The organism is Paenibacillus kribbensis (assembly GCF_002240415.1).
Lineage (GTDB): Bacteria > Bacillota > Bacilli > Paenibacillales > Paenibacillaceae > Paenibacillus > Paenibacillus kribbensis.
The window spans coordinates 1,928,879-1,942,773 of sequence record NZ_CP020028.1 but is presented as its reverse complement, the minus strand read 5'-3'; the positions used below and the strand labels follow the sequence as shown (position 1 = coordinate 1,942,773).

General features: G+C 45.7%; 12 protein-coding genes. 2 read left to right on the top strand and 10 right to left on the bottom strand.

Going from position 1 to position 13,895, the window contains the following annotated elements; all coding sequences use genetic code 11:
- Both B4V02_RS08630 and B4V02_RS08625 read right to left on the bottom strand, forming a co-directional pair.
- Positions 1 to 960, bottom strand: coding sequence for a ketopantoate reductase family protein (locus tag B4V02_RS08630; RefSeq protein WP_094154480.1), 960 nt, complete (start codon positions 958 to 960; stop codon positions 1 to 3).
- A 126-nt stretch (positions 961 to 1,086) separates the two neighbouring features.
- Positions 1,087 to 1,737: an RsfA family transcriptional regulator gene (locus tag B4V02_RS08625; RefSeq protein ID WP_010345394.1), complete on the bottom strand. Its 651-nt coding sequence runs from the start codon at positions 1,735 to 1,737 to the stop codon at positions 1,087 to 1,089.
- Between the two features lie 297 nt (positions 1,738 to 2,034).
- Between B4V02_RS08625 and B4V02_RS08620 the strand changes: the two genes are divergently transcribed.
- On the top strand, positions 2,035 to 3,132 hold the full coding sequence (locus B4V02_RS08620) for a coiled-coil domain-containing protein (RefSeq protein WP_007431210.1): 1,098 nt from the start codon (positions 2,035 to 2,037) through the stop codon (positions 3,130 to 3,132).
- A gap of 100 nt (positions 3,133 to 3,232) precedes the next feature.
- Here the strand turns inward: B4V02_RS08620 and B4V02_RS08615 are convergent, their stop codons facing one another.
- From B4V02_RS08615 to B4V02_RS08595, 5 genes are all read right to left on the bottom strand, one after another.
- The gene (locus tag B4V02_RS08615; protein WP_007431211.1) at positions 3,233 to 4,564 is read right to left on the bottom strand and encodes a PhoH family protein; all 1,332 of its coding nucleotides are present in this window, start codon (positions 4,562 to 4,564) and stop codon (positions 3,233 to 3,235) included.
- Between the two features lie 376 nt (positions 4,565 to 4,940).
- On the bottom strand, positions 4,941 to 6,002 hold the full coding sequence (locus B4V02_RS08610; protein ID WP_094154479.1) for an LCP family protein: 1,062 nt from the start codon (positions 6,000 to 6,002) through the stop codon (positions 4,941 to 4,943).
- Positions 6,003 to 6,119: 117 nt separating this feature from the next.
- Entirely contained in the window at positions 6,120 to 7,961 is a 1,842-nt protein-coding gene (gene typA / locus B4V02_RS08605; protein ID WP_007431213.1) for a translational GTPase TypA, read from the bottom strand.
- 292 nt (positions 7,962 to 8,253) lie between these two features.
- Positions 8,254 to 8,745: a hypothetical protein gene (locus B4V02_RS08600; protein WP_094154478.1), complete on the bottom strand. Its 492-nt coding sequence runs from the start codon at positions 8,743 to 8,745 to the stop codon at positions 8,254 to 8,256.
- A gap of 160 nt (positions 8,746 to 8,905) precedes the next feature.
- On the bottom strand, positions 8,906 to 9,565 hold the full coding sequence (locus tag B4V02_RS08595) for a TerC family protein (protein ID WP_094154477.1): 660 nt from the start codon (positions 9,563 to 9,565) through the stop codon (positions 8,906 to 8,908).
- 249 nt (positions 9,566 to 9,814) lie between these two features.
- On the opposite strand from B4V02_RS08595, the gene B4V02_RS08590 reads away from it, so the two are divergent.
- Entirely contained in the window at positions 9,815 to 10,516 is a 702-nt protein-coding gene (locus B4V02_RS08590) for a TerC family protein (protein ID WP_094154476.1), read from the top strand.
- 73 nt (positions 10,517 to 10,589) lie between these two features.
- Here the strand turns inward: B4V02_RS08590 and thiI are convergent, their stop codons facing one another.
- From thiI to B4V02_RS08575, 3 genes are all read right to left on the bottom strand, one after another.
- Positions 10,590 to 11,816, bottom strand: coding sequence for a tRNA uracil 4-sulfurtransferase ThiI (gene thiI, locus B4V02_RS08585; RefSeq protein WP_094154475.1), 1,227 nt, complete (start codon positions 11,814 to 11,816; stop codon positions 10,590 to 10,592).
- A gap of 1 nt (position 11,817) precedes the next feature.
- Positions 11,818 to 12,966 (bottom strand): cysteine desulfurase family protein, encoded by a 1,149-nt coding sequence (locus B4V02_RS08580; protein ID WP_094154474.1) that lies wholly within the window; start codon positions 12,964 to 12,966, stop codon positions 11,818 to 11,820.
- Positions 12,967 to 13,119: 153 nt separating this feature from the next.
- On the bottom strand, positions 13,120 to 13,818 hold the full coding sequence (locus tag B4V02_RS08575) for a lytic transglycosylase domain-containing protein (RefSeq protein WP_094154473.1): 699 nt from the start codon (positions 13,816 to 13,818) through the stop codon (positions 13,120 to 13,122).
- Positions 13,819 to 13,895: the final 77 nt, after the last annotated feature.

Here is a 13,895-nt window from a genome sequence, read left to right as displayed (position 1 = left end):
TCACCCCTCTTTTAGCCGCATGCCTTCAATTAATTGCCACAATACCTCATGAGTTGGTGCAGTAACCCCAGCCTGCTCTGCCATCTGCACCAGCTGCCCGTTAATGGAAGCAACTTCTGTCATGGACTGTGCAAGCACATCGGCCAGCATGGACGAATGGTTTTCTGCCGTTGCCTGGCAAACATTCAAAATTTGGTCCCACCAACTGCTGTCCCAGCGGATACCACGGGCTTCATACACTTGAATGCCTTCATCATACAGCTTGCGCATCATATGTAAACGAACAGGGTCCAAAAGCAGCTCGCCGTTACGGATTCGCCATATCGCCGTCAGCGGATTGATCACGGCATTAATCAACAACTTGCGATACATACCATTCTCGATTTCTTTCGACAAGCAAACGTCAAATCCTGCTGCAAGCAGCCGATTTAGCACGTATTGTTTGAAATTCCTGTCCTGCGTCTTCCCCCGTTCCTCATACCAGCCAATTTCAGTCACACCCGCTCCGGCATGCACAATAGATGCGGCTCCCTGTCTCTTGGCTCCTTCGGTCGTTACGGCAGGGTATAACTCGGCTTCAGGCCAGGCCTGTCTAATACGTTCAATATGTCCGATCCCGTTCTGTAAACAAACGATTCCCGTTTCTCTTTCCGTCTTAGCCACAGGTAGAATCTGCTTTAATACTTCCTCGATGGCCCCCTGTTTGGTCATTAAAAAAATCCATTGTGCGGGAGCATGTGAATTTAAACGCTGCCAATCCGCCAATGGAGCTACCTTTAATGTATCTCCAGGCACATGAACAGCTATCTCCCCCCCTTTGTCAAACACTGTAATTCCGTCACAAGCAATGCTGCGTGCCTGTTCAAGTGTTCGTGTCCACAATCTCACATCAGTACCTGTGGCCGCCAGCCTTCCCGCGAACAATAATCCCAGTGAACCCGCTCCAATAATATCAATCACGTTTGTATCGTCTCGCTTCCATCTTTTTTTCTACTATATCATATGCACTCCAGAGAAATACAAAAAACGCCAACTACGGCAAAGCACGAGTTGACGTTTTATATGGTATTTGCTGATGTAATCTTGCTACTCAATACGCTCCAGATTCCCATTGGCGTCCATTTTGAATCTAGATTTAAGCTCATCCTCATCCTCAGTAATTAAAGCCAAGCGCCGTGCTCGGTCCATAATCTGAATCAGGGCTTTATAATCATCATTTACGACACGATAGTCGGTTTGCACTTCGTTGACTTCCTTGGACAGCCGATCATTAATGGAACGAAGCTGATTCAATTCTTCTTCCTTTTCCCGCAAATCTTTTTCCAGCATCTTAATCTGTCGATTGGTTTCCTGCACAGTTCCTTTCCATTGACGCAAAAAGCGAATCACCGCATCAATAGATAACGTATCCTCATTCATTCCATCCGATCTGTATCCCCCTTCGACCGTATCCAGTGTGGCAAAGGCCGCCACCTGCGATACTCCCACTGGGCTCTGCTTGCGGATATAACTACGTTTCTGACGCTGCGCTTTGGCAATGCTAATCGCTTCATCGTAGCGTTTGCGCACGCAGCTGTTCCAGCGGAAGCCGCATGCCGCGGAGGTTCTTCCAATTTTTTGTCCAACCTCCTCAAACGCAGCAAGCTGTGTACCGCCTTCCCGGATATGGCGCAATGTCACCTCCGCCAATATCAAATCATCTTCTGCACTCCATGCATCTTGTCTTATTGCAGTCATGCTCCTAGCCCTCCTAACAACATCCTGAAATAACCGTCTTCATGAACCGAGCTTGCCGGTATTTGAATAGGGTATAAAAGCTGTTTATTCATTCCTATGCCTCTCGTAGAGTTCATAGAATCTATTTGATACTAAATTGTATTTCCATTTCTGCAAGAACTCATACGTGAAACGCAAACAGTTTTGGGTTACAAGTATGCTCTGACTGCTGTACAATAAATGAATGGTTAAAGAATGAGAAAAGATCATATACATTATCATCAGTCTTTTTCGGTAATACATAAAAGGGGAAACCAAATGGAAAAACCAATAAAAATCATATGCTGTACCCTGCTGATCATCGCTATGATATTAACCTCGATGCTAACTTCAATGTATGTACGTCCTATTCTGGCTGCCCCTTCCCAGGAGGCAAACCAAATTTTACAAGATAGCCTGTCGATTATTGAAATAGACCATGAAATTGAGCGTATCAGCCAGGAACAAAAGACTCTTATACAGCATCAACAGGAATTACGAAGCAATCTCATCACACAGCAGGAGCAGATGACCTTGCAACGGAACCGTGCCGGGTCTGTGCTACGTTCTTATTATATGGGGGAAAGGGACAAGCTGCTCAGTGTAGTGCTGGGGGCGAAAAATTTAAAACAGCTTCTCTCCTTGTACGATTACTACTTGCTGTTAATTAGTCATGATCAGGATGTTCTTCAGGAATACGAATCCAATGTTCAGACTATGCGAAAAACAGAGCAACAAGTCACTCAGGCCTCGCTGGAATTGGAGAAGGTCAAAACAAACTTACTGGAACAACGTAAACGTATTCTCATGCTTCAGTCGCGTGTAAACGAGGGTGTTAGCGCCAGTAAAGACCCGGATACTCTCCGCAAGCTGATCAGTGAGCTGACTGCTTACTGGGAGAATGTAGGCGTCTATGAGGTAAATAGACACTTTAAAGCACTGGCGCAGGCTATGCAGGATTTACCTCAATTTATTCAACAGCAGCAAGGAGCCATGATTACGAACGGCAAAACCATTACGATAAACATTCGTGAGGAAGAGTTTAACCGGTTTTTAAAATCTGAAAATGAATTGTTCAATCACTTCAACTTTTCTTTCAAGCAGGACCATATTGTGGTAGAAGGCCAACAGGGAACGATGAAATTGATGGTAGAAGGGCACTACACTGTAGAGAACGAACCACAAAATGCAATTTTATTTCATGTGGATCGTCTAGTATTTAACGGGCTGGAACTGCCGGATACGACCCGTAACAAGCTGGAAAATGATTTTGATCTGGGCTTTTATCCACAGCAGCTCATTTCGTATGTTAAAGCCACAGAAGTACACACCTCGGCGGGAACACTTGAAGTTAAGCTCGAATTAAGCCTGAAATAGGCTTTTGCTCACCTTACATTATTCTGCATTTTACGTAAATAAAACAAGAGACCCCGGGATGCTCCCGAGGTCTTTAATATTTGTAAAAACGATATGAACCTTATAGCAGATCGGCAGCCAGCTGTGCGAGCTTGGAGCGTTCTCCTTTTTCCAACATAATATGCCCGCTAATCCCTTCCTGCTTGAACCGTTCCACCACATAGGTCAATCCGTTGCTGGCAGCATCCAGATACGGGTGGTCAATCTGTTCCGGATCACCCATCAAAATGATCTTGCTCCCCTCCCCGACTCGGGACACAATCGTCTTGATTTCATGGCGGGATAGATTCTGAGCCTCATCGATAATAATAAATTGCCCTGGTATTGAACGCCCGCGAATATAAGTGAGCGCCTCCACCTGAATGCTGCCCAAGCCCATCAAAATTTTATCAATATCACCTGATTTTTTGGCGTCAAACAGGTACTCCAGATTATCGTAAATCGGTTGCATCCATGGGCGAAGCTTTTCCTCCTTTTCTCCCGGTAAATATCCGATATCCTTGCCCATAGGAACAACAGGTCTGGCAATCAGCAATTTCTTGAAACGATGTTCATCCTCTACCTTAAGCAAACCCGCTGCCAGCGCCAGCAATGTTTTGCCTGTACCCGCTTTTCCAGTAATCGTCACAAGCGGGATATCGTCATTCAGCAAAAGCTCCAATGCCATCCGCTGTTGAGCATTACGCGCGCTGATTCCCCACACCGATTCGTTACTTAAATACAGTGGCTCCAATCGCTCTGCATCATGGTTCACTTTCAGCAAAGCTGACTTTCCAGTCCCCATTTGATCTTTCAGAATCACAAATTCATGCGGATACAGCGTATAGGGTGAATTCAGTGATCTGATTGATAAAAAACGATTGGAGTAAAATTCATCTATGATGGACGGATGCACCTGGATTGCTGAATACCCGGGGTATAGCTCGCTTGGATCACCTGTTCTATCGGATAAATAATCTTCGGTCAACAGTCCCAATACATCTGCCTTGATTCTGACGAGTACATCTTTACTGACTAACACGACCGAACGCGGTTCAGGCTGATCCTGCTCTTCCAGATGATAGTTCAAGGCGACTGCCAAAATCCGATTATCGTTAGAAACCTCCCCAAACATCTCCTGAACTTTCAAAAAACTCCGGTGGTTTAACTCAACCTTAAGCCTTCCACCTTGGGGAAGCGGAACACCACTATGCAGATGACCTACTTCTCTCAACCCGTCCAACAATCGTGATACATTGCGGGCATTGCGCCCAATCTCATCCGCGTTGCGTTTTTTGGAGTCGATTTCTTCCAGAACAACAGCTGGAATAACAACCTCATGTTCTTTGAAGGTAAAAATGGCTTTCGGATCATGCAGCAGCACATTCGTATCCAGCACAAAAATTTTCTTCATTAAAATCCCCTCCAAAGCGGCGTGGACAATCTCGTGTTTCATATCTATCCTATTCACAGGTTCCCCAATACTTGCTGATTCCCTTAAAAAAGACCTCTTCATGAGCATGAAGCAGCGAAAATTTTGTAGCTCAACATAGCCTATGAGCCTGTACACCTGAGGAAGACACAAAAGGCCCAGTGATCATTCACTGGACCTAGCTTTTTTCTCTCATTTCCATACAGAAACAACAGACGATATTTGATTCCAACCCGTTGCACATATCCAAACGATATGCTTGACGCACTACAAATTCAGACATACTTCAACCCCCTTATGTCATATAAGTGCTTTTACTCGCTGCGAGTATAACATAAGACGGAAGAAAGATACATACTCAGGAATTGGAAGAAGTTGCAGTACTATCATTTGCTTTTTTTGCCAATTCCTCTTGGAGCGCCTGTCTGGCTGCATCGAGCTGTTGCTCATCAATATATACATAAGGACTACGCCATGTTCCCGCTACCGGATTGTACTTCACATTTTGCTTGGAAATATTCCAATAGGTTTGTACAATATTTTTCATTTGCTGTGACTCGATATCAGTCATCATATTTTTATCAACTGATTTAATAATTGCGCTAAATTTGGTCAAAGCGTTAAAGGATTGCATTTGGTCAATTAGGGAATGAAGCACCTGGTTTTGTCGACGGTTGCGATCAAAATCGTCAGATTCAGCCGTTCTCGGACGACAATTCGATTTGCGGTAACGCACAAAATCAAGAGCTTGATCACCATTCAAATGCTTGGCTCCAGCTGTCAGATTAATATCCGTACCATCTGCACGGTCACGATAACACATGTTTTTATCAACCGTAACATCTACGCCACCCAAATTATCCACAACATCTCTAAAGCCCTGGAAGTTAATAACCGTTACATAATCAATATTAATGTTTAAATATTTGCCGATCATCTTCTTCATTTGCTCTTCAGCGACCTCACCAGATTCCTTCTCTCTGGCTTTAAAAACCGGATAATACTCATTTAGCTTGCGCGGTTTATATCCATCCATTTCCAGACGTGTATCGCGCGGCAAGGATACGATAGTAGACGATTTAGTATTGGGATTCAATGTGGCTACCATAATAACATCTGACAAATACGTCGGATGATCAGGACGGTAATCGGTTCCAAGCAACAAGATGGTCAAAGGCTTAGCTTCTGCCAATTCCGTTTGAGGTACTTCCTTGTTGTTTCCTGTATCCAAGACTTCCTCTACCTGATTATAAATATAGTAGGTATAACCACCTGCTGCCAAGATACCTATAATGAGCAGAAACAAGACAAACTTCATAAACGATCTGAAAAAGCTTTTTTTCTTTTTCGTTTTTTTCTGTTTGGGGGATTTTTTCCCGCTTTGTGTCCGGGGAGGCAATCCATTTGAAAGATTACTCATGATTCAACACCTTTTCCTGCGTTTTGAGAAAGACTCCGAGTTTATAATCTAAAAACACATACAGCGGCGCATCCCATTCCGGGCGTCGCCGCTGTGGCCAAAGACCAAACCAATTAATTACGCATTTGCTTGTGCTGTTTTACGTTGTTTCTCTGCACGCTCGCGCTCACCTTTGTTCAGGATCTTTTTACGCAAACGAATGGCATTAGGTGTAATTTCGCAATACTCATCATCATTCAGATATTCAAGCGCCTGCTCCAAGGAGAAGATACGAGGTGTTTTCAGCTTAACCGTATCATCTTTTGTTGCAGAGCGAACGTTGGTCAATTGTTTTTCTTTACAAATGTTAACGACAATGTCGTTATCACGCGTGTGCTCCCCAACGATCATACCCTCATAGATTTCAGTACCTGGCTCCAGGAACAAAATACCGCGATCTTCTACGCCGAGCATTCCGTAAAATGTAGAACTGCCGTTTTCGGTAGAAATGAGAACACCTTGATGACGACCGCCAACTTGACCGCCAACAAATGGGCCATAGTTGTCAAATGCATGGTTCATTACGCCGTAACCACGAGTCAATGTCAGGAAGTTCGTAGTGTAACCGATCAAACCACGAGCAGGAATCAGGAATTCCAAGCGAACCTGTCCAGTACCGTTGTTAATCATGTTAACCATTTCAGCTTTACGGGAGCCCAGGCTTTCCATAACTGCGCCCATGCTTTCTTCTGGAATATCGATGAGGAGACGCTCGATAGGTTCCATTTTCTTGCCATCAATTTCCTTAACGATAACTTCCGGTTTGGACACTTGAAGTTCATAACCTTCACGACGCATGTTTTCAATCAGGATACCCAGATGCAGCTCACCGCGTCCAGATACAATGAAAGCGTCCGGGCTGTCCGTTTCATCCACACGCAAGCTGACATCTGTTTCAAGCTCTTTTAGAAGACGCTCACGCAATTTACGGGATGTTACCCACTTACCATCGCGTCCTGCGAATGGGCTGTTGTTAACCAAGAAGGTCATTTGCAGTGTTGGCTCATCTATTTTCAGTACAGGCAAAGCTTCAGGATGACTCGGATCAGCAATGGTTTCACCGATGTTAATATCCTTGATTCCCGCAATCGCCACAATGTCACCAGCGCCCGCTTGATCAGTTTCAATGCGTTTCAGGCCTTGGAAACCAAACAATTTCTCAATACGTGCTGTTTTACTGCTGCCATCACGCTGAATAACAGTAACCGATTGTCCCTGCTTGATGATACCGCGGTTTACACGACCTACGGCAATTCGGCCTAGGTATTCGTTGTAGTCCATCAGAGTTACGAGGAATTGAAGAGGCTCATCTATTTTTTCAGTTGGAGCTGGAATATGCTCTACAACGGTTTCGTACAATGCCTGCATGTTATCGTCTTGCTTTTCAGCATCAAGACTGGAAGTTCCGTTCAGCGCCGAAGCGTACACAACAGGGAATTCCAATTGCTCATCATTCGCACCCAACTCGATGAACAGATCCAGCACTTCGTCAATGACTTCTGCCGGGCGAGCTGCCGGACGGTCAATTTTGTTCACGACAACGATAGGCGTCAGATTTTGTTCCAGCGCTTTCCGCAGTACGAATTTCGTTTGCGGCATGCAGCCTTCATAAGCATCAACGACGAGCAAAACGCCGTCAACCATTTTCATAATCCGTTCTACTTCACCGCCAAAGTCGGCGTGTCCTGGTGTATCTACAATGTTAATCAGATAATCTTTGTAAGTGATAGCTGTATTTTTAGCCAAAATCGTAATACCGCGTTCACGCTCCAGATCATTGGAGTCCATGGCGCGCTCCTGAACAGCCTCGTGTTCTCTAAAAGTTCCAGACTGTTGAAGCAGCTTGTCGACAAGCGTCGTTTTACCGTGGTCGACGTGGGCAATAATCGCAATATTCCGAATGTTCTCTCTTGCATGCATGGTTTGTATCCATATCCTTTCCGTATATCAAAATAGTGTCTCTATCCTGAAGTAATACTGACTCAAGGCTAACAATCGTTCTTCAGGCCCACTCCCTGCCAGCCTCCTATATGTTTTAGGCCTTATACAGACAGCTTCTCTCTCCGATTCGCGTGAAAACCTTAAAATAAGCGTCAGAAATCATTCCGACGCTCTTATCATATCCATTATATTATAGTTGAAATATGTCATAAAGCAAGACATTCTTCCCTGTTCCGTAATTTACCGCCATGAATCCTGACAGCTTGTTGTTCTACCATTTACGTGTGCCGCGGTTGTTAACGACCAGCCAAATTCCAGCCCCGATCAGCAAAACTGCAATAATATAAATAATGCCTGTTCTCAACAGGCTAATCATCAATAAAACCACCGATACCAAGCCTAAGATGACACCACCTGTGTATACATTACGAGAAAGTGATAAATCATTGATAGCATATTCCCACAATCCGATCGCCACCCCAAGAAGCAACAAAGGCCACAGGTAGGCCATTAAATGCCAGCCCCAGGTATTACAAAGAGAAAATAACAAGCCATAAACGGTCAAAATTCCGGCGGGCAGCAGCATAAAGGGGGATACTTTACGCATCATGTACATCGCATGCAGTACAATGCCCGGGATTAATATCAGCAAGGGCCAAAAGGTTCGTCCCAAAAAGGAGAATGCCCCCAGTTTTCCCAACAAAATAATCAGTCCTACGGCAACAATGCCCACTCCGATCATACGCTCTTTTCCGGAATTCATCGCGGTCTCCTTTGCTTGCTGAATTGGTTTGTGTTTTTTAATGTGATTGTTTTTGAATGTATTTTGATGAATATAGCGTATTTACAAAAACCGAGCAGAATCCCCGGCATCTGCAAAACCCTATGTATAGTTTAGCCGATGTCTTCCAAAAAAACTACGTTCAAATGTGGTGGGCTCGCAACTGACGATATATTCCGACAATGATAACTGCTGCGGCCAGCAATCCAGGTAACCATGCATGTAAAACTTCCCCTGCTCCTGCCAACCATACGCCTAATCTGGAATCACGCAGCAGCATTTCTCCTGCCGTGAAGGCTAAAATTGCAGCCCCGAGCAAAACAAGCACAGGGAAGCGGTGAAGCCAGATCGCAATAACATTGCTGCCCCAGACCACAATTGGAATGCTAATCGCAATGCCGATGACAATAATGGCGATATCTCCATTCGCAAGCGCTGCGATAGCTAATACGTTATCCAGACTCATTACAAAATCCGCTACCAGGATCACCTGTATAGCCTTCCATATGCTGGTTTCAGCTCTGATTCCGACATGATCCTCATTCTCGTAAAGCAGCTTAAACGCAATCCATAACAGAAGTAGACCGCCCGCCGCTTGAATAAAGGGTATGCGCAGCAAAATGACTGCTACAAAAGTCAACACACAGCGCAAGCCAACTGCGCCCCCCGCCCCCCACCATATCGCTTGGCTGCGCTGTCTTGCAGGCAAGTTTTTGCTCGCCATGGCTATAACAACCGCATTATCACCGCTTAATACCAAATTGATCATTAATATTTTTAACAGCAAAATGATATGCTCCATGTGTACAAACACCCCCATCCTACTTGTATGCACAACAGGAGGAGGCTATGCTCGTATCATCAAATACATAAAATCCCAATCAGTCAGGTTGTGTTGTTCATCATAAGTCATCGTTTCTTAAAAACTCATGTCACATTTGTTGAGTAAATACCTTGAAATCAGCAGCGATCAGCAATATAATAAATCGTATTTTCAAAAAAAGGTATGAATATACAGAGAGTAGAGATCTTGGGATGCTTAATCAGGGAGATGAGAACAATTGACATGTCCGGATTTCAGTTTATTTGGCTACTGCTTAATGTGATATTTATTGACCTTCTACTCGCAGGAGATAATGCAATTGTAATTGGACTTGCCGCTAGGAAGCTACCGCCCGCAACGCAAAAAAAAGCGATCATATATGGCACAGGAGGTGCCCTGCTCATTCGCATAGCAGCCACCATTGTAGTACTTTGGTTGCTTCAAATACCGTGGTTATTATTGATTGGTGGTGTAATGCTAATCTGGATCGCGCATAAGTTGCTGGTGGATCAGCAGGATCACACCGAAGTCAAAGCCGGAACCACTTTATGGGGCGCTATTCGCACCATTATTATAGCCGATGCGGCCATGGGTCTGGACAACGTAATTGCTGTTGCCGGCGCTGCCCAGCAGCATTTGGTGCTCGTGGTGCTCGGTCTGCTGATCAGTGTGCCGATCGTTGTATGGGGAAGCACTCTTTTTATCAAGCTTATTCATAAATTCCCCTGGATTATCTATCTGGGATCAGCCGTGCTTGGTTATACGGCGTCTAATATGATTACTGAAGAGCGTAAGCTTGAGCCGTACTTTACCGAGCACCCTGCGTTGCGCATCGCGTTTATTGGCTTAGTTATGGTTGGTATATTACTCACAGGGTATCTTCAAAACCGCAGGGCCATATCCAACCGTGAAAAAGCCGTTTTTAAATGATTAAAATCCTTGCAAAGCTCTAATCAAAAAGGCAAACCAACAGCGTCACTGATGGGTCTGCCTTTTTTATTCCTTAAAACCAATCTTCCTGCACAACTTCCTCCTTACGGCCCTCCATAGCCCCACCTGCCTCAAGAACGACAGTCTCGGTTGCAGCCACAGCCTGCTCGATCAAGGCATTCAAATCCCGAATAGAGGCTTCGACCTTTTGAACAACCCACAAGTTGGGATTGGTCGTCGGGGATTTGGGAACAAACAATGTACAGCAATCCTCATAAGGGAGAATAGATAGATCGTAGGTACCGATTTGCTTCGCGATTTCTGTGATTTCCTGTTTATCCATCATGACGAGAGGCCGCAGCAAAGGCAGCTCTGTCGAACGGCCAATGACATTCATGCTGGATAATGTTTGGCTGGCCACTTGACCCAGACTGTCACCCGTTACAAGCGCCAGTGCTCCTTCACGTTCGGCCAGCATCGTTGCAATCCGCAGCATAGACCGCCTCATGAGCGTAATCATCAGATTATCCTGTCCCGTGCGTGTAAAAGCCGTCTGCACCTCCGTAAACGGTACCAGATGGATCTTAATCCGCCCTGCATAACCAGCTAATACCCTTGCCAGATCAATAACCTTTTCTTTTGCGCGCTCGCTTGTAAACGGGTAGCTATAAAAATGAACACATTCGATTTCCAATCCTCTGCGCATGGAAGACCAGCCTGCCACCGGGCTATCGATTCCACCGGACAAGAGCAGCATGGCCTTGCCGTTCGTACCTAGCGGAAAGCCTCCTACAGCCGTAATAATCTCGCTAAATATATAAGCTGCCTGTTCCCTGACCTCCACGCGCAGCTCAATATTCGGTTGATGCACATCGACCTTTAACGCCGGAAACTCCCGTAATATAGGGGAACCAATAAGGTGGTTCATCTCATGGGAAGAATGGGCAAACTCCTTCCACACTCTGCGGGCGTTAACCTTGAAAGTTGTACCTTTTGCCACATTCAGCTCACGCATCAACTCTACAGCGGTCTTAACGATCTCATCAAGCTGGGCAGGAGCCATTTTGACAGGACTAATCGTGGTGATACCAAACACTTTTTTCAACACTTGAATGATCTGCTCATAAGGCTCTCCTCCGAGAACCACATAAATTCGTCCAAATTCCTTTCGCAAAGAGGCGCCGGGAAACGGCTTGAGCAGCAGCTTTACGTGATTCAATACCGCTTTTTCAAAACGGGTGCGGTTTTTCCCTTTCAATGTAAATTCGCCAAAGCGAAGCAATAGCATATCATAATGCATTTTAATGTTTCCACCTTTCCAGGGATTCCAGCTTAGCTACAGCCTGCCGCAGCGCAAGTATAAGCTCGTCGATATCCTGTTCCGTATGTTCGTCGCCGAAGCTGATACGAATGCCGCCGGACGCTTCCAGCTCACTGCGTCCCATCGCCAGCAGCACCCGGCTGGGCTCGGCCAATTTTGAGGAGCAGGCCGATCGAGTTGATACTGCCACGCCCAATTGCTCCAGCGTATGCAACAGCACCTCAGCCTTCATGCCCGGATACGAAAAATGGACAATATGTGGCGCTTCCTCCCCGCTGTTCAGCCGCAGTTGAGGAATCGTCTTCACTTCTGCAACCACCCGATCTCTCCACTCAGTCATACGCCGTGCTGTCTCAGCTTGCCGTTCGCCCGCCAGCCGTACCGCCTTGGACATGCCAACAAGCAACGGCACATTTTCCGTACCTGCACGCAATCCCTGCTCCTGAGAGCCGCCACTCAGCAGTGGGAAAAGCTTCACACCTTCCCGAACGAACAGCAGTCCAGCACCTTTGGGTCCGCGTAGCTTATGCGCAGAGAGACTGTACAGATCAGCCTGCCAGCCCCGAATATCAACCGGAAGCTTTCCATAGCCCTGTACACCGTCGACATGAAATAGGACACGAGGGAACTGTTTCTTCAATGCAGCCCCGATGTCATGCAACGGTTGTACCCTTCCCGTCTCATTATTAACATGCATGATACTGACTAGAATCGTATCTTGACGGACGGCATCACATACCTGCTCGGTGCTGACATGCCCTTGTGCATCAACGGGCAAAAACGTAACTTCAAAGCCCAGATCTGTCAACTGTTTGCAAGCCTCATATACAGACGGGTGCTCTGTCGATACTGTAACAATATGTTTGCCTCTGGCCTGGTATTGTATTGCTGCTCCCTTAATGGCCAGATTGTTGCTTTCAGTTGCCCCGGATGTAAATACAATCTCCGCCGGATGTACGCCCAAAGCCGCAGCGCATACTTCGCGGGAACGCTTAAGCAACTTATCCGCATCCTCTCCAAACCGATGCATCGAAGATGGATTGCCATAATGTCGTCTCATGACCTCGGCAATTGTTGTAATTACCTCTTCAAAAGGCGGAGTCGTCGCAGCATAATCAAAATATCTCATAAAACTCCCCTTTCTGCCCTACAACTGCTGCAACAAAAAAGAACCAAAACAGGGAAAGGCCGCTACGTTCCAGCGACACCCTTTCCCCATATTGATCCTGTCTGCGCACCTGATCTAATTAAAATTTCGCACATTTTTTATAAGCTATAGGGCTTACATCGTATATTTTTCACGTGCATTCTGTATTTTCGTAATATATTTTTGCGTTTCTAATGGAAGCTTATCCAGTACAGCCATCAATTGCTCATCACTGCTTACACCAAGACGCTGCACGCGTCCCGGGCCTGCATTATATGCCGCCAAGGCCATATTTTCCTGTCCGTTAAAACGTTTGATCTGGTAAGACAAATAACGAACACCAGCATCAATGTTTTGGGAAGGATCATATGGGTCACTAACTCCCAAACCTTGAGCAGTAGCATCCATAAGCTGCATAAGCCCTTTGGCCCCAGCCGAAGAAGTGACCAGCGGATTAAATGAAGATTCCGTATCAATAACCGCTTTAATCAAAGCTACCGGAACGCCGTATTTTTGGCTGGCCTCGTTAATCAAATCATCATACGCAGTAGGCTTCGTAGGTCCGTCGCTTCCTGTGCTGGAAGAAGCAGGGTATACTGCAAAAGGGGAAGACGTTCCCCTCGAAGGTCCCAGTTGTAGCCAAAGCAACCCATTTTCATCACGGGTAACATCGCCAGAATTCTCACGAGTCGCGGCATCATCTGTCTCCAACTGACCTACTTGTTCCAGCAATCCGGAAAAAGCATCCGTTGTGCCCGTTTGGGTTGTAGCACTCATATTATTTAACAGCTGCATGTCTAACATGGATTTGGACACGCGCGGATCAATTTGCATGTGGTATTCCCAACTTTCTGTAGTTGTTATATCCCAAATAGCCTGTCTTTATTGCTAATGATACAACTTTTTGCTAT